Consider the following 17,047-nt stretch of genomic DNA (forward strand, 5'->3'; position numbering starts at 1 on the left):
TCGTCTAATACAGGCGATTACCACTCATAAACGTATCTGTTTTACCTTGAAGCTTCGCCAGCCGTTCCAATACCTGTGACGCTTCAGCTACCGTCACTTTACGTGCAGGCATGAATCGTCCTTCAATCGAAGGAAGCAATCCCAGCTTCAGACTCAGGGAGACCGCTCCCTTACTCGTAATGGCACTGGCATCCGCAATGTTGGGAAGATCCGATGGCAACGTATAGAATCCGGCCAGCTTCTCATAGCGTAAAATACGTACAAGTAGCACTGCCAATTCTTCACGTGTCATCTCTTCCTGCGGATTCAAATTCTGTTCAGGGTCCGCTCCGGCAAGCCAGCGCTGATCAATTAATGCCCGAACTGCCTTATAATACGGGCTGTCAGGTGTCACATCAGCGTATAACTTGTCATCTCCGTCCCCACTGTAGTACAGATCCATATTTGGATTAATCGCTCTTGCCAGATAGTTAAACCAATCTCCTCGGGTGATCACACGATCCGGGAATACGCGTCCCTGTTCATCAGCAAGCAATACGCCATGCTGTGTCATATTGCGTAGAGCTGCTTCGGCCACATGACCCAAGATATCCGTAGGTTCAGCCTTGGTTGCAGAGCTTGTGTCCCCGTATAAAAGCTTCCACTCCCCTGTGTTCGCATCCAGCGCTTCATAGTTGCCATAGATCGAATTCTCATCACGTGTAGGCATATAAGCAAGGTTCACCCCCGCTGGGATGACTTGACCACCGTTCATACCATATCCGCCATAACGGGAATATGCGAGGATCAGCTTGAATTCCTCCAGATAGAGTGCCTTGGCCTCTTCATAACTGATGGCTGGCTTAACATCTGCCGGCAGTTGTTCAGTCGTTGCCGCAATACGTGTATAGAACTCGTTAATCGTCCCGTTGTTCAACACCTGTACTTGTGCCGTATCTTCCTTAACCGGAATTCCGTTCAGATAACGCTGGAACAAAAATGTGCGAGCATCATCCACCTCAATCACGTTAGCCAGTCGGAACTGCTCCGTTGCGTCTGGAACTAGCGCAATCACCGTGTCCATCGCCAGTTTCTCAGCCTGCTTCCGGGTTACCAATTTGCCTGCCTTCTCCTCAGCCGGCTTCTCCTGTTCCATCTCCGGTCCCATTCGTTGCATCATCGTATAACTGTAGATCTGCCCGGTAACTGCATCTACCTGTGCTGAGATGTCCCGCATGAACATATAGGACATATTGGCACTTCGATCGCTCCAGCTCAGACTCCACACCTGATTGTTCGGACTTGAGTAATATCCCTTGCCCAACTGGTTATGCTCCAGCTTATATCCCTTGGGAATATCAAAGTTTGTTGCGACCCGATTGGCGGCCTGCTGCACATTTAACCTCGTACCATTGGCCGGGACAAAAGGCGTTACATCACCTTTTAACTTCGTATCCTGCTGCAAAGAATCTTCATCTACAGCTTTACCTGTTAATGTATTAATCCGTTCCAACGTATTGGCTTCAATCGGAATGATACTGATATTTTTTGGTGTATATGCAAGGTAATACTGCTGACCCTGTTTGGAAGATAGACGATCTTTGGCGATATAAGCCAGCTCCACATCGAACTGTTCTTCAAACTGCTGTCTGGCCTTCTCTTCTGAAGCTGCCGGTTTCGATGAGGGATACTTGGCTTCAATAGTACCCCGTGAGTAACCTGTCACCAAACCACTTTCATCCACATTAATGTAGACTGTCTCTGCGTCAGATAACAATCCATCATGTTTTAACTGGTACCCGTATCGATACTCTGTTCTGCCAAACAATGACTCTTGTTCGATGGAAGAATACAGATCTCCAAGCGGAGCATATTCATTGTCCTTAAGACCCGGAATCGCTTGGTACAACAGTGTCACGGCCTTTTCTTCAGCTTGAGCTTTGGTTAACTTCACATCTGATTCCGAGACATGTTTATCCAGGATATCCGACGGCAAATGTACACTTAACACTTCCCCTGTGCCTGCATGTACAGTTCCACTGAATCCCGACGTATGATTACCTTGTGTAATCTGGAACCCGATCTCCCACGCCTTGTAGTCTGGCGGTGGATAGGAATTAGGTGAATCGAATCGTGCAGATGAGATCGTTGCTTTTTTTAATAATGGAAATAATTTCAGTATATTTTCACTGGCTTGCCTGGATGAGATTTTCGCTCCCTCAGGCACGTCATTGCTCGTTGCGTCTAGTTGTTCATTTTCCCCCGTTGTCGCTGCGGTCAACTGCTCTGCTTGCGCGGCTGATGCACTGCCTGCAAAACCTGGTGTTTGCGAAGCAAGCAGCAGTGTTGCCATCGCTGCGGTTGTTGCTTTGGTTGCGAACATTTTCAAACGTAGATTAAACTTCCAATTCAAACTCAAATCTGGACCTCTCCCTTCAATTTCATACAAAGAAGCATAACAAATAACCTCGCATGAATATTGCCAGTCTATTCTATGATACCATAAGCTTCCTTTTTAATCGTCGTTTTCCGGGCAATTTTACAAATGTGAATTTCTGCATATTGCTAGTAACAGCAAAAAAAACGCCAATTACGTTGGCGTTTTATCTGTTAGCCTGCACTCTTATGTAGGCTGAATCTACCTTGTCAACTACTCGCTTTAGACGAATCGTTCAACTTCGCCTGACCTTGGACATGGGTTTTCAAAAATGGAATAACGGTGTCCCAGAAGGTGGGATCTTCCTCAGAACAACTGTGTCCTCCGCTGTTGACCCATAGATGTTCAACAGGCGGATCGGCTTTGGACATAAAATATTCAAGCTCACTCGGGGGAATGAAATTATCTCCCTTGGAGTGCACCATAAGCATCGGCAGTTGCATCCCCCTGCGCCGTTCATTCAGCATCATCACCGGATCACGCTGACGATAAGATTTCAGAGATTCACCCAGTCGCCAGAACCAGATTCTCGGAATTAACTGGGCCAGTGGAAACAAGGGCAGACGCCGGCGTCTCAGCTCTGCACTGACGATTACTTCAAATTGCGATGGCATCGAGTCCGTAATCACTGCTGATACAGGAATTCCCTCCGTCACTGCAAGAATCGTACCCAATCCCCCCAAAGAATGACCAAGCACTCCGATGGCATCCGCATCAATCTCTGGTCGTGCAGTCGTATACTGCAACGCCGCGAGCAGATCATCCCGGAACAAGTAGGCAGATGCAGCACGAACCGGATCACTAGCCCCATGACTACGCACATCATACATAAATAAGGCATATCCAGCTTCCCAGATCGGACGTGCGTAACGAAGAACACGGGAGCGATTGGAGCCCCAGCCATGTGCAATAATAACGAGCGGCCATGGTTTCGGAATGTCGGCTCTGGCCGGGATGAACCAGCCATGCACCCGACCTCCCCCACTGTCAAAGGTCACATCCTCAAATGGCATTGGGGGTGTGAGTGTGATTGGAATCTTCTTGGGGGTTTGGCTCTTTACCGCTGCCTTCCATAATCCACCTGCCGTTACTGCGGCCACGGCGAGCATGCCGCCTATCATTGTTTTAGCTTTCACAGGGCATCTCTCCTCTCCGAATTCCGGCATACATCCATCATAAAACAATAGAATGAACGGCACGTTAAGCGACATGGGTTTTTATGATAAAGATTAATCCAACAACTAATTTAAAGGAACCATCATATATATACCCAAATATACATATTCCTCATCTGATGCTGGAATCCTAGGCTTCAGCTGCTTCCACAAATCTCCGTGCACATGCTGCAATCTGCTCATGATCTCCTGCCACAAGAGCTTCTCGTGGTAAAAGTGCACTTCCCAGACCCACTGCAGCAGCGCCTGCTGCGTAATAATCAGCAATATTCTCCAGTGTGGCACCACCTGTTGCCAGCAGTGGAATATGATTCAGTGGAGCTTTGATCTCCCGCAGATACGGTATACCCAGACTCGCCATCGGAAACAACTTCACAACTCGTGCTCCCGCTTCATGGGCAGCGACAATCTCCGTAGGTGTCATGGCTCCAGGCCAGATCTCGACACCATGTTCTACAGCATATTCAATGACAGACAGATCGACATTGGGAGATACCAGAAATTGTGCTCCTGCAGCGACGGCTTCCTTCGCCATCTGCACATTCAGTACCGTACCCGCTCCAACATAAGCCTTTCCTTCATGCCGCTCACGCCAGTCTGCAATAATATCATGTGCTCCAGGTGTGTTCAGTGTGACTTCCATTAGTCGGATGCCGCCACCTGTCATACCTTGTCCAGCTGTTACTGCCGCTTCGCGGCTTATACCGCGCACAATCGCAACTAGCCTTGACTCCAATAGTACTTCCGTCAAATTCATATCCAGTTCCCCTTGCTTCATCAATTCGGCAGCCGAAGACAGGCAATCATGGTCACCGCTTTTCCGTTATTCATTATTGTAAGGCATATCCTCTCCTGGATGAAATCATTTGATCCAATATTCACTTCTTCCTTTTAAAAAGACATTGAATTCAACTTGGTTTTGTAGTCAACCTGAAGGAAACAAGGGCAATCGCCAAAGCCAACAGCAGGACCATACCACCAATCCACCCCAAATTTTGAACGGAATTGTATTTCACAACTACACCTCCCAATCCGGCACCGAAAGTCATACCTATGTTCATTACTGCCGTATTGTAACTCAGGACTGTTTCAGAAGACTGTGGTCTCAATGTTATCAAATAGAACTGATTCGCGGGCGTTGTTATCCAGGCAGCTGTGCCCCAAATCATGATGGTCAGAAGAATACCTATTGTGGAACCTGCTGTGATGGGCAAAATAAAGAGGGCACCAGCATGAATAATCAAACTGATTGGAATCGTGCGAACAGGTCCCCATCGATCTACCGCATAGCCACCAAGACGGGAACCTATGAATGCAAATACACCCAATACAAGTAACGCCGTACTAATCATTTCTATTGAAAAATCGGCTACTGAACTTAAAAGTGGAGCGATATAAGCAAATACCATGGTGTAGCCCAGAATCCAGAAAACAGTCGTTAATAATCCGGTGATAACCTTTTTATCTTTGATAATCAATAATTGTTGCTTCAGGGAGAGAGACGGGTTACCCTCCATTCGAGGAATAAATCTGTACAACAGCATGAAATTAATAAATGCGATAATTGCAATCATGATATAAACGTAGTGCCAATCCATGTAGGCAGCAATGAAGGTACCAATCGGCACTCCTAATACCAATGAAACGGTGAATCCTGTGATGACAGTTGCAATGGCACTACCCTGTTTGCCAGAAGGAGCTAGTCTTGCAGCATAGTTCGTGGCTAGGACAAAATATAGACCACCACTCATGGCCAATACGATGCGTGAGAACATAAGCATGCCAAAGTTCAAACTGAAGAATGCAATGATATTTCCCAAGATAAAAATAAGCATGGAATACAGAAGTACTTTTTTACGTTGTAACTTGGAAGTCAGCATGACCAGAGCCCAGGCTCCCAATGCATGAGATAGTGCATATACGGTGACCAATTGTCCCGCTAATGAGATCGAAACCTGTAAATCGCGGGCAATGATATCTAAAACACCAGATACGACAAATTCGGCTGTTCCCACAACAAAGGCTCCTAAAGCCAATAAATAGATAATAAATGAATTCATTTCAGTCTCCTTTATTCAAAAGAATAGTGTGTGAAATCTTCTGGATATATTCGTTTGTTGAGTTTTTTTTAATAGATATAAAAGACAAATTATATCTATTAAAAAAACAAAAAAATACTTAATGCATCATTGATATTTTACCGGCAATCGAAGATAATTTTCGATTTTTAAACACTTCTTCCATCTGTCCTTCGGCAGTGATCATGGTTTCTTGAATTAAGCATCCCTGTTTATGATGACAACAATCAAACAGAGAGGTTGTACCCTCAATGGCCTGGATGATGTCCAAAAACGTAAGATCCTCCCACTTCTCCTGAAGTGTATACCCGCCATGGGCACCAGATGAAGAATGAATCATCCCCTCTTTCGTCAATTTGGTTAAAATCTTGGACAGATATGTGGGTGAAACATTCTGCCACTTTGAAAGTTGCTGCACACCCACAGGTTTATCTGAATTGGATGCCGCAAGAAAAAGCATCGTGTGCAGGGCGTAATTGGTAGCTTTGGAATACTTCATCATCTCATTCCTCCCTAATAAAAGACTTAATATATCTACAATAACTCCTTTAATACAATTACGTCAATAACCCCCTCTCATAAAAGTGGCACATTGCGTCCACTCTTTTATCAGAGGAGGCTCTTGTTACAAACAACTGTTCCAGCAATATCTATACCTACAGTTCCAATCTATATGCATGCTTTAGGCATTTTCCAATACGTTATCCTTCTCCAAATCTTTAAAGTATCGATCGTTATATAACATGCTTGGATGTGTTGGATGATAGGCGAGTGCGATATCATTATGTTCCCGGGCCTTGGCACGGTTACCCATCCGGTCATAACACACACATAGTTGCAGATGCGGCATCCAGGTCCAAGCTGCTTCATTCAGCACTACCATAGGGTCATCAGGACGTACAGCACGAGTCGCCTGTTCGTACCAGAACAGGGCCTTGCGATAATCTTCACGGTCGGCAAAATAACCACCCAATCGACAGCAAATCTCGGCTCTTGGCAAATCATAGGCAAATGATCGGAACAACGCCGTGACTTCCTGTTCCGGATGTTCAAGTGCAGCTTCACAATCCGCAATTTTCTGGCAAGCAGCGATCTGATCTTCCACCCAGCCCAATCCGGTATCCAGAAACTTCTCATAGTACTTCACCGCATCCTCATGCTGTCCATGGTCCTTCAGCTCATTACCGAAATAGTACAAGTCACGCGGCCCGAATTCCTCTCCGGCCTGTTCCCTTTTGCGATAGATCCGCAGATTACGATCGGTATACACCTTATCTTTCTTGTGGGTAACCGCTATATCACTATGCAGCAGATTGCCCGCTACAGCCAGATATTCATGGACCGCGCCAATCCAGCGAAATTGCCGATCCCGACGCACCAGACGATTCCGGCGCAGGCTGTAGGCTACCTTGCCATCTGCTGTGAATGACAGATTATAATCCATTGTAACACTATCAACATCCGGGTCCAGCGAACGTTTCAAGGCGATCAGTTTCGCCCGATCTTCCGGTTCGAACACATCGTCTGCATCCAGCCACAGAATATATTCACTCTTTGCCTGATCGAAGGCATAGTTGCGTGCTGCTGCAAAGTCATCCACCCATTCAAAATCAACGATACGATCCGTATATCTGGAAGCAATCTGACGGGTACGATCCGTTGATCCGGTATCCACGATTACAATCTCATCGGCGATACCGTTGACCGAGTCCAGACATCTCGCAAGGGAAGCTTCTTCATTTTTCACAATCATACACAGGGTAATACTGATCGTCTCCTCCCCTCGTCTCGCCCTGCGGTTAAAGGCGGAAACCCCCGGAAGTTCGGACAATCGATAGATGTGGTATGCGGGGAGATGAGTATCAACGAACAAACGAAAACCCAGTGCTTGAGCACGGATGCAGAAATGACGATCTTCGCCCCAGAAGGATACATTGGGAATCTGGTCATATGAAGCTCCTGCTGCCAGAACATTTTTGCGAATAAGAGTACATGCCCCTAGCCCTCCAACTTCATAACAACCCGGGATCCGTAGCTGATTTAGAAAAGCAGTCGTTTGCGTGCCCTCGTCCTCCGTCTCGGTTCCGTCTACTGTTTTGCCACCGCGGCGAAACAAAGCATACTCATCTTGCAGCCATACCTGCGGCATTTCCCTGGCATCCGGCTGCCAGCGGGTCCAAAAAATATTGGATACAATGTCTTTGCCACTCGATACAAGTTGCTCCAGCGTCCGTGGATGCAGCACCAAGTCAGAATCAATCAGGAACACCGCATCGTAGTGATTGTCGCGTGCATATTGCAATATGCGATTTTTCAAACCGGCTACACGCCAAATCTGCTCATCCTGCCAATAGTGTCCTCCCTCATCCTTGCTGTACACCCCTTTGTTGTCAGGACTACCGCTACCATGTTCATCTGCTTGAATAACCGTCCCTTCATGCTGAAGCACAAATTCATGCAATATATTCGATGCGGCTTCTTCCACGTTATCGTCAACAAACAGATAATCCGTCTTCACTGTTGTTCGTTCCAGTGCATGCAGAGAATCCAGAAATTCACGGAGCACCGGAGTTGTCTGGCGAACCGGGCTGGCGATCAGTATTCTTTCCTGGCCAGGCGCTTCAAGCGTTTCCGATTGGCGGGTTTCCAGCGATTTATCAGAAAGTCTGGGCGGTCGATGATTACTCTGGCTCTCTTTCTGGCTCTCATGTTGCTTCTCTTTTTGATTCTCTTTCTCATGTGTATTCAACTCTATTTGAGGTTGGGATTCTTCTTCCGATTTGCGTAAAGGGTCTTTCTTCAATGTGCTCACTCCCCCTCTCCTTATTCGAACCATGCCAACAGTCGTGGCTCCTGATCCAATATCGATTCGTACTGTTCCTTCCAACCGTATCTTGCTTCAGGGTCCAGTGCTTGATAGCGTTCATATTTGCGGATACGGTCTTCTTCCCGCGCCCAACCATAGTGCTTCACCCGGGGAGCATGACATCCATAGGACCAATGTTGGATCGTTAACGGAAAACGACCACAATGCTGGGGTGTCTCCTTCCATTCATAGTTCATCCCCGGGTGATAACGAATCAGAAATGGCCGATAATAGGCATGCGCCTGCCAGAACTCATCTTCCCGGTAATGCGTCTCACTCCACATATCAAACAATCTGAAATAGATCGCATCTTCATTGCCACTGAGCAACAGATCCCGTACCAACCCAAAGTCACTGGTTAGAATCTCATCCGCATCCAGATTCAAAATCCACTCCGGATTGGTCGCCACCGTCTCTTCCCATTGTTGTTTTCTCAGGCTTACCTCGTCTGCAAAACGTGAAGCAGCGTTCTCCACTAATACGAGTGGAATACCGTCCAGAAGTTCCCTGCACAGCCCGACCGTTCCATCCGTGCTTCCGTCATCAATGATTACTGCGCGATCAATCCAGGGACGATGTCTCTCCAGTGCCTGCCTGAGATAACGATTCTCTTCATTACGAACGATCATCGACAAGGTAATATGTGGTCTTCCATGTTCCTCATGTCCATCCAAAGCTTCACCCCCTTGCTCAAACTTCTACCTATTAAAATTTCGGGCACACGATGCCTGGACGAATCACAATCCTCTATTTCCAATCTATGCAGAGCCTGAATGCGGATATGCAGGCCGAGTAAACCTTTCATGGGGTTAATCTTGATGAACGACAAAAAAGCACCCGCCTTCGCGGATGCTTTTAAATGTAATCATAAGATTAATGTAGTGAAATAAATGAATTAACGGTATTCAGCCAAACGATCATTGAGACTACGCGTCTGTCCATAGACTTCCTGATACAGTGCGAACAGTCCATCATAGACGGCAACCGTTTCCGGGTTCGGCTCATAGGACTTCGCTGGACGAATAAACGCTGTTGCACATTCTTGCAAAGACGGGAACCAGCCACAGCCATAGGCAGCCAGCATCGCTGCACCCATCGCTGGACCCTGTTCGCTCTCCAGCTTCACAATCGTGGCGTTAAAGACATCAGCCTGCATTTGCAACCAAGCTTCGTTCTTGGCGCCGCCACCAATGGAGATGACTTCATTGACGGTTTTGCCTGCACCACGCAGAATATCAATGGACTCGCGTAGCGAGAAGGTAATACCCTCCATCACCGCACGTCCAAAGTGCTCCAGCTTGTGCCCTGCATCCATACCGATGAAACTGCCACGGATATTCGCATCCGGATGAGGTGTACGCTCCCCAACGATATATGGTGTGAACAACAATCCGTTGCTGCCCGCCGGAATCTGATCAATGCCCTGCAAGAGCACATCAAATGATTTATCCGCTGCAAACGTATCCTTGAACCAGGACAGGCTATATCCCGCGGCAAGCGTTACACCCATAATATAGAAGGCATCTTTCTCCCCGTGATTGAAAAAGTGTACTTTGCCTTCGAAGTCGAGATCTTTACGCTCTTCGTAGGAAAGCACAACCCCGGACGTTCCGATGCTGCACATCGTCTGTCCTTCACTCAGAATGCCTGCGCCAATGGCACCACACGCATTATCCGCACCACCTGCGTATACTTTTGTTGCAGCCGCTAGACCCGTTTGATCCGCAATCTCAGGCAGCAACGTGCCCACTTCCTCAAACGATTCCACAAGACGTGGACAAAGAGAGATTGGCAGCTCGAAAGCTTCTGCAATCTCGTCGCTCCACTGTTTGCCTGCAACGTCCAGTAGCAAAGTTCCCGCTGCATCAGAATAATCCATAGCGTAATCCCCGGTCAGGCGATAACGCACATAGTCTTTAGGCAACAGGAACAAGGATGCTTGCTGTAACAATTCAGGCTCGTTCTCCTGAACCCACAGAATTTTTGGCAAGGTAAAGCCTTCCAGTGCACGGTTCCGGGCAATACTTAACAGCTTGCCATCCAGCACTTTTTCGATGCGACGGCACTGAGCCGTTGTGCGTGTATCGTTCCACAGGATTGCGTTACGCAGCGGTTTACCTTCTGCATCCACCAAGACCAGTCCATGCATCTGGCCCGAGAAGCTCAATCCTTCGATTTCCGAAGGCTGCACGCCAGACACTTCAAGCAATTTACGCAAGGAAACAATCGTCTGCTCTACCCAATCTTCGGGATTTTGTTCACTGTATCCAGCCTTAGGCTGGTACAACGGGTATGCCTCGGATGCTTCAAATGCCACTTTTCCTTCGCGATTGACCAACACGGTTTTGACCGCGCTGGTTCCAAGATCGACGCCAATTACGTAACTCATAGGTTAACTCCTCTCGTTTGTAACAGGACTGTATAAATGAAACCCTTGATGCTCATATGGTCACTTCATGATCAGAAAACCCTTGGATCGCCGTTACCCCCGGATTTCCTTTAATCCCTTTGACAAGGGAGAAATCCGGGGATAAATGCGCACGCTCCGCTTCCTCGGGTCCTTTCTGCTCACTCCGTTTTGCATGCACCATCTTAGACAACCATTTATATCAAAACAGTAAAAACATACTCGTTTTTGTAGCAGAAGATTGATCCAATAACCTTGATTCGTCATTGGTTATAAATGAAACCTTGATGCTCATGTGGTCACTCCGTGATCAGAAAACCCTCGGATCGCCGTTACCCCCGGATTTCCTTTAATCCCTTTGACAAGGGAGAAATCCGGGGATAAATGCGACCGCTTTGCTTCCTCGGGTTCTTTCTGCTCACTCCGTTTTGCATGCACCATCTTAAAGATACATTTATATCAAAAATCTTAAAAACCATGTTATTTGTTTAACCAAAAAACCGCCCCCGTCTTCCCAAGGGAAAGTCGGGGACGGTCCGAATGTCATGCTTGTTCAGGCGTTCCATGGTACAAGCTAATCTTGTGCATAGGCAAGCTTGGATACTAATGTCCAACACATATAAGTTGAGTAACCATCGGTGGTCGACGTGCACCAACCCTGCCTAATGCGCTATTAGTCAGCCAAGATGTACTGGTTGAGTTGTGCTCTCAGCAATTCCTGACGTCCGGATTGGTTTTTGCGTGGGCTTTCGTTGTTGAGTGCATACTCAGCAAGGGAAGCCAGTGTTGCTTTACCTGCAACTACATCTGCACCGATACCTTCGCTGAAGCTGCTGTAACGTTTTTCGATGAAGTCATCGAATACGCGATCTTCAATCAACTTCGCTGCTACTTTCAGACCTTTTGCATACGTGTCCATACCTGCGATGTGTGCCAAGAACAGATCATCAGCTTCGAAGGAACCACGACGTACTTTCGCGTCAAAGTTCACACCACCACGGCCGATACCGCCGTTTTTCAATACTTCATACATTGTCAACGTAGCATCGTACATATCAACCGGGAACTCATCCGTATCCCAACCGATCAACATGTCGCCTTGGTTTGCATCGAGGGAACCGAGCATGCCGTTTGTACGAGCAACGCGGATTTCGTGATCAAATGTGTGACCAGCCAGTGTAGCGTGGTTTGCTTCCAGGTTGAGTTTGAAGTGTTTGTCCAAACCGTATTTTTGCAAGAAAGCAATGGAAGTTGCTGCATCATAATCATATTGGTGTTTCGTTGGCTCTTTTGGTTTAGGCTCGATCAGGAATTGTGCATCAAAGCCAATTTCCTTCGCGTAGTCTACAGCCATGTGGAACATGCGAGCAATGTTGTCTTGCTCCAGTTGCATGTCTGTGTTCAACAATGTGTCGTAACCTTCACGACCGCCCCAGAATACATAGTTTTCAGCGCCCAGACGTTTACCAACTTCCAGACCTTTCTTGATCTGCGCTGCAGCGTGAGCGTACACGTCTGCGTTGCAAGTAGAAGCCGCACCAAACATGAAGCGTGGGTTCGAGAACATGTTCGCCGTGTTCCAGAGCAGTTTTTTGCCGCTGGATTTCATATGATCTTCAATCAGATCAACAATCGTATCAATGTTGCTGTAGAACTCACGCAGGTTGTTGCCTTCTGGTGCAATGTCCACATCGTGGAAACAGAAGAACGGGAGATTCATTTTTTCCAAAAATTCAAATGCCGCTTCCACGCGTACTTTCGCGAGGTCCAGACCCGAGTATTTATCCCACGAACGAACAGCTGTCTCCGCACCGAACGGGTCACTGCCGCCCGCAGTTAATGTATGCCAGTAAGCCATGCCAAAACGGAAATGTTCTTCCATCGATTTGCCGGCTACCACTTCTTCCGGATTATAATGTTTAAAAGCAAAAGGATTCTTGGAATCTTTACCTTCGAATGCAATTTTATTAACGGATTCAAAATAGGCCATGTGTAAAATGCCTCCTCAATAGTTTTAAGAAATCGTTTACACCGTTATCCTATCACATCGAATTTACTTTGTCTATTGGTTAAACAAAGTAAAAATAAAAATGTTTTTTACACGGTTGTTTACGCTATAATAGTCGAATAACTTGTTTCGGATGTGGGTCAGAACCCTTTTATCAGAAGAATAGGAGTGCCTTAACCATATGAAAATTACCGGAGACCAGATGCTGGTCAAAAAAATAAACAAGTCGATCGTTCTCGATACGATCCGGCGTCATGCCCCTCTTTCTCGCGCACGAGTGTCCGAGGTTACGGGGCTGAACAAAGCAACGGTATCCAACCTGGTTGCTGATCTGATCAGTGATGACCTGGTGCAGGAGATTGGCCCTGGGGAATCCAGCGGCGGACGTAAACCACTCATGCTGCTGTTTCGAGGGACATCAGGCTATGCAGTCGGTCTGGAACTCAGTGTGACCCACTTGAAAGGCGTGCTTACAGATCTGGAAGGACACATCATTACAGAGTACGCAGTGACCTTGGAACATCATGACGTGTCCTCTGTACTGGAGCAATTGAAATTGGCAGCAAAGCAACTCATTGAAGCAGCTCCTGCTTCCCCTCATGGAGTCATTGGTATTGGCATCGGCGTGCCCGGCATGGTGGATGAGGCAGGAACGGTCCTGTTTGCACCCAACCTGGGGTGGGAGAAGGTAACTCTGCGCTCCATGCTTGAAGAAGAATTTCAACTGCCTGTAACGATTGATAATGAAGCCAATGCTGGTGCCCATGGAGAGTTGAATTTTGGGGCAGGTATCGGTGTACGTCACATGATCTACATCAGTGCAGGCATGGGGATTGGTTCAGGCATCATGGTAGATGGTGAATTATACAAAGGCGCGTGGGGCTACGCAGGAGAAACAGGCCATATGTCCATTGAAGCGGAAGGTCTGCCCTGCTCCTGTGGTAATCGTGGTTGCTGGGAGTTGTACGCATCGGAAAAAGCCTACGAGCACCCGGATCACCAGCTAAAATTACCTGCTCATACCACACGAGAGCTTATTCATCATGCGGAGCAAGGCCACGATGCTGTTCAAGAATTATACAACACGATTGGACGCAAACTGGGGATTGGCATTACCAATATCGTTAACAGTTTCAACCCGGAACGTATTATCATTGGCGGTCCGCTCTCTGAAGCAGGTCCCTGGATTGAAACAGCGTTAAAACAAGTTGTCGAGGAACGTACATTACCTTATCACCGCCGCAGTTTGCAGATTGAATGGGCAGCTCTGGGCAGCCGTTCCACCCGCGTTGGTGCCGCTTACTCTGCGATATCCCAGTTTTTAGGTAAAATTAGGGTGTCTGTCTAATAACAGATGAAAATTGACATCATTTCGCCCCATTTCCTCCCTTTTTGTTAAAGAAATCCAGATGTATAATGGGGTTATGTGATTTTTGTCATGGCTGTGTGAATCAAGCTGTGTTAATTCCGATAACGAAACGGAGTGAAAAAAAGCGTGACCTACGTGGATACTTCAGATATCTCGGCGCAAATGTTTGTCACCGTCCTCCTGTTCCTGATTGTGCTTGCGCCCCTGTTCAGCCTTGGCATACTCCGATTGTTCCAGAGCAAAAAGAAGGCTGGTTTCATGTACATGCTGTCAGGATTGCTGGTGTATGTTGTATTTCAGACTTTCATGAGTATTTTTTTCTAGATGTAATTATTTGTTTTCATGCAAAATCCCCTTTCGCAGTAATTCATGGGTACACGTTATCATGTACTCTGAATTACAGACGCAAGGGGATTTTTCTGCATATTTTTGCCCATTCTTAACATCGATGCTGAATTATGGACAATTCGAACTTTCTTTAAATCGTTCTTCAATCATATAAACGATATTCTGGATTGAGTACCTATATATTTAATACGTTTACGTTGTTTTGAGATCTGACCTCTGCAGAAGATAAGCAATGGAGTTTTTTGACTTACTCTTTAATCCTAGTTAACGGAACAAAAGTAGTCAAACCAGTATGTTTTTTTTACTTTTTCAATGTAAAATGATTGTTGGTTGGAAATTAATATTGGATTTACCACTAGATTAGAGAGGAGCTTTAATATGCTTAAAAAGACATCTGGTTTCCTGTTTGATTTTATACTTTGTTCTATTCTTTATTTTATTGGTATAACCCTACTATGGGGTATAGAACTGCAAGTTTATCCTATGATGAGTGTTAATCCAAAAGATTATATTTTGATATTCTTTGTAATTAATTCTTTGATAACTTTTCTTATTCATTCTAGATTTTATAATTTTGGAAATTGGTATACCTCACGAAAACTAATGATCAAATCCCGAACTAATAAAAAAGTAATGTCAGTTATTATTATAATGGCCTTAATTCCAGTTGTTTTAACTAGTATGTGAGCATGGATATCTCGTATATTCGCCTGCTCCCAGAAGCGAAAATGCTCCTCCTGATCTATAATCATGCTGCTTGTTCACCTCAATTATGCTCTGCGACTTAAGAAAATGATATCGCACTTCTGTACATCGGACAATTGCGAATGATGTTTGTGACCAGATACCAATCTATCCGATTCACTCATAGAAAACGCACAAAAAACCGCACCCTTCCAGGTACGGTTCTTTCTATATCCTAACGGCTCGCGAAAACCGGAATTGCATATGAATCGAAAATTTCTTTCAACACATGATGATTCAGATAATCAGCCTGATTTAAGCGTCCAATGCTTTGGCAAATTGGGTTTTGTTCATACCCAGAATGCGGTGTTCACCAATTACAGTCAATGGCACGGCACGTACACCCATGTCCCATACTTGTTGTGCAAATTCATCGCTAGTTTCGATGTTGCGCTCTTCATAAGAGATACCTTTGTCAGCCAGGAACGTTTTTACGGATTTGCAGTTAGGGCAGTTCGTTGATGTATATACAATTACGTTTTCCATGTTTAATTCACCTCATATGGTTTTATATTAATCTATAGTTTGGTTGGAATCAGCTCATTCTATTACAGAACAACTGCGCTGTGCTCCAAGCTCTCAATGTATTTCTCTGTGTCCATGGCAGCCATACATCCGCTACCTGCAGCTGTAATCGCTTGTTTGTAACGTGTATCCTGTACGTCACCACATGCAAATACACCTGGGATGTTTGTCTCGGATGTACCTGGTGTAGTCAGGATATAACCGTGTTCGTCCGTAGTGATCTGTCCGCCAAGGAAACCAGTGTTTGGTGTGTGACCGATAGCTACGAATACGCCGCTTGCCGAAATCACTTCTTCTTCACCTGTTTCGTTGTTCAACACTTTCAGTCCGGTTACGCCGTTGTCGCCAGCGAGTACTTCGAGTGGTGTACGGTTCAAAGCCATTTCTACTTTTTCGTTGCTACGTGCACGATCCTGCATGATTTTGGAGCCACGCAGTTCTTCACGACGGTGTACCAACGTTACTTTGGAACCGAAACGGGACAGGAAGCTTGCTTCCTCAAGAGCAGAGTCGCCACCGCCGATGACGATGATTTCTTTGTTACGGAAGAAGAATCCATCACATGTTGCACATGTGCTGACACCACGGCCTACATTTGTTTCTTCGCCAGGAATACCGAGGTATTTAGCAGATGCGCCTGTAGACAGGATCAATGTTTCCGATACGAGTTCACCCATACCTTCAACTTGAATCTTGAATGGACGCTCGCTCATGTCGATGTTGTTAACCCAGCCTGTACGGAATTCAGCACCGAAGCGCTCAGCTTGTTTACGCATGTTATCCATCAGTTCAGGACCCATAATTCCATCAGGGAAACCTGGGAAGTTCTCCACTTCAGTCGTTGTTGTCAGTTGGCCACCAGGTTGTGGTCCTTCAATAACGAGTGGGTTCAAGTTGGCACGTGCCAGATAGATTGCTGCTGTCAGCCCTGCAGGGCCTGTTCCAATAATAATTGATTTATACATGTATAGTTCCTCCCCCGGGTTCTGCAAAAAGGTTAGACCCTCCGGCATCAAAAGCTTAGGCTTTTGCATACACTAGAACGAAAAGCCCACATCATGTCCACAAGACCTGCCTGTGATATGACAATGGCCCTATGCAGAAACGGAAT

General features: G+C 46.2%; 13 protein-coding genes. 2 read left to right on the forward strand and 11 right to left on the reverse strand.

From position 1 onward, the window contains the following. Positions 1-4: 4 nt before the first annotated feature. The 9 genes from MKY01_RS27255 to xylA all read right to left on the reverse strand — a co-directional run bounded on the left by MKY01_RS27255 (position 5) and on the right by xylA (position 12,932). Positions 5-2,398 (reverse strand): S-layer homology domain-containing protein, encoded by a 2,394-nt coding sequence (locus MKY01_RS27255; protein WP_282320217.1) that lies wholly within the window; start codon positions 2,396-2,398, stop codon positions 5-7. 227 nt (positions 2,399-2,625) lie between these two features. Beyond that, complete coding sequence (locus MKY01_RS27260) at positions 2,626-3,552, reverse strand: alpha/beta hydrolase (protein ID WP_282320216.1); 927 nt, start codon at positions 3,550-3,552, stop codon at positions 2,626-2,628. A gap of 169 nt (positions 3,553-3,721) precedes the next feature. After that, positions 3,722-4,348: a bifunctional 4-hydroxy-2-oxoglutarate aldolase/2-dehydro-3-deoxy-phosphogluconate aldolase gene (locus MKY01_RS27265; RefSeq protein ID WP_047841586.1), complete on the reverse strand. Its 627-nt coding sequence runs from the start codon at positions 4,346-4,348 to the stop codon at positions 3,722-3,724. A 151-nt stretch (positions 4,349-4,499) separates the two neighbouring features. Then, positions 4,500-5,651, reverse strand: a complete 1,152-nt coding sequence (locus tag MKY01_RS27270; protein ID WP_036606945.1) for an MFS transporter — start codon at positions 5,649-5,651, stop codon at positions 4,500-4,502. 118 nt (positions 5,652-5,769) lie between these two features. Next, complete coding sequence (locus tag MKY01_RS27275; protein ID WP_127546709.1) at positions 5,770-6,168, reverse strand: Rrf2 family transcriptional regulator; 399 nt, start codon at positions 6,166-6,168, stop codon at positions 5,770-5,772. 183 nt (positions 6,169-6,351) lie between these two features. After that, positions 6,352-8,481, reverse strand: coding sequence for a glycosyltransferase (locus MKY01_RS27280; protein ID WP_282320215.1), 2,130 nt, complete (start codon positions 8,479-8,481; stop codon positions 6,352-6,354). An 11-nt stretch (positions 8,482-8,492) separates the two neighbouring features. Beyond that, positions 8,493-9,209: a glycosyltransferase family 2 protein gene (locus tag MKY01_RS27285; RefSeq protein WP_256720160.1), complete on the reverse strand. Its 717-nt coding sequence runs from the start codon at positions 9,207-9,209 to the stop codon at positions 8,493-8,495. A gap of 221 nt (positions 9,210-9,430) precedes the next feature. Beyond that, positions 9,431-10,924, reverse strand: coding sequence for a xylulokinase (gene xylB, locus MKY01_RS27290; RefSeq protein WP_076253582.1), 1,494 nt, complete (start codon positions 10,922-10,924; stop codon positions 9,431-9,433). 691 nt (positions 10,925-11,615) lie between these two features. Then, a complete protein-coding gene (gene xylA / locus MKY01_RS27295) occupies positions 11,616-12,932 on the reverse strand; it encodes a xylose isomerase (RefSeq protein ID WP_036606941.1) in 1,317 nt (438 codons plus the stop codon). Between the two features lie 199 nt (positions 12,933-13,131). Between xylA and MKY01_RS27300 the strand changes: the two genes are divergently transcribed. Next, positions 13,132-14,298 (forward strand): ROK family protein, encoded by a 1,167-nt coding sequence (locus tag MKY01_RS27300; protein ID WP_076328894.1) that lies wholly within the window; start codon positions 13,132-13,134, stop codon positions 14,296-14,298. Between the two features lie 147 nt (positions 14,299-14,445). Next, positions 14,446-14,643, forward strand: coding sequence for a hypothetical protein (locus MKY01_RS27305; protein WP_017692236.1), 198 nt, complete (start codon positions 14,446-14,448; stop codon positions 14,641-14,643). A 1,023-nt stretch (positions 14,644-15,666) separates the two neighbouring features. Here MKY01_RS27305 and MKY01_RS27310 read toward each other — a convergent pair. Both MKY01_RS27310 and trxB read right to left on the reverse strand, forming a co-directional pair. After that, positions 15,667-15,897, reverse strand: coding sequence for a glutaredoxin family protein (locus MKY01_RS27310; protein ID WP_036668031.1), 231 nt, complete (start codon positions 15,895-15,897; stop codon positions 15,667-15,669). Positions 15,898-15,959: 62 nt separating this feature from the next. Continuing rightward, positions 15,960-16,901 carry a thioredoxin-disulfide reductase gene (gene trxB, locus MKY01_RS27315; RefSeq protein WP_282320213.1) on the reverse strand — a complete coding sequence of 314 codons (942 nt, stop codon included), beginning with the start codon at positions 16,899-16,901 and terminating at the stop codon, positions 15,960-15,962. Positions 16,902-17,047 lie beyond the last annotated feature (146 nt).

Origin of the sequence: Paenibacillus sp. FSL R5-0486, from assembly GCF_037975155.1 — a bacterium.
Taxonomy (GTDB): domain Bacteria; phylum Bacillota; class Bacilli; order Paenibacillales; family Paenibacillaceae; genus Paenibacillus; species Paenibacillus amylolyticus.

What these genes read in the sequence shown, in the direction of transcription:
- MKY01_RS27265 (WP_047841586.1), bottom strand. Translation starts at nt 4,348, where the DNA reads ATGAATTTGACGGAAGTACTATTGGAGTCAAGGCTAGTTGCGATTGTG.
- MKY01_RS27270 (WP_036606945.1), bottom strand. Translation starts at nt 5,651, where the DNA reads ATGAATTCATTTATTATCTATTTATTGGCTTTAGGAGCCTTTGTTGTG.
- MKY01_RS27275 (WP_127546709.1), bottom strand. Translation starts at nt 6,168, where the DNA reads ATGAAGTATTCCAAAGCTACCAATTACGCCCTGCACACGATGCTTTTT.
- xylB (WP_076253582.1), bottom strand. Translation starts at nt 10,924, where the DNA reads ATGAGTTACGTAATTGGCGTCGATCTTGGAACCAGCGCGGTCAAAACC.
- xylA (WP_036606941.1), bottom strand. Translation starts at nt 12,932, where the DNA reads ATGGCCTATTTTGAATCCGTTAATAAAATTGCATTCGAAGGTAAAGAT.
- MKY01_RS27300 (WP_076328894.1), top strand. Translation starts at nt 13,132, where the DNA reads ATGAAAATTACCGGAGACCAGATGCTGGTCAAAAAAATAAACAAGTCG.
- MKY01_RS27310 (WP_036668031.1), bottom strand. Translation starts at nt 15,897, where the DNA reads ATGGAAAACGTAATTGTATATACATCAACGAACTGCCCTAACTGCAAA.
- trxB (WP_282320213.1), bottom strand. Translation starts at nt 16,901, where the DNA reads ATGTATAAATCAATTATTATTGGAACAGGCCCTGCAGGGCTGACAGCA.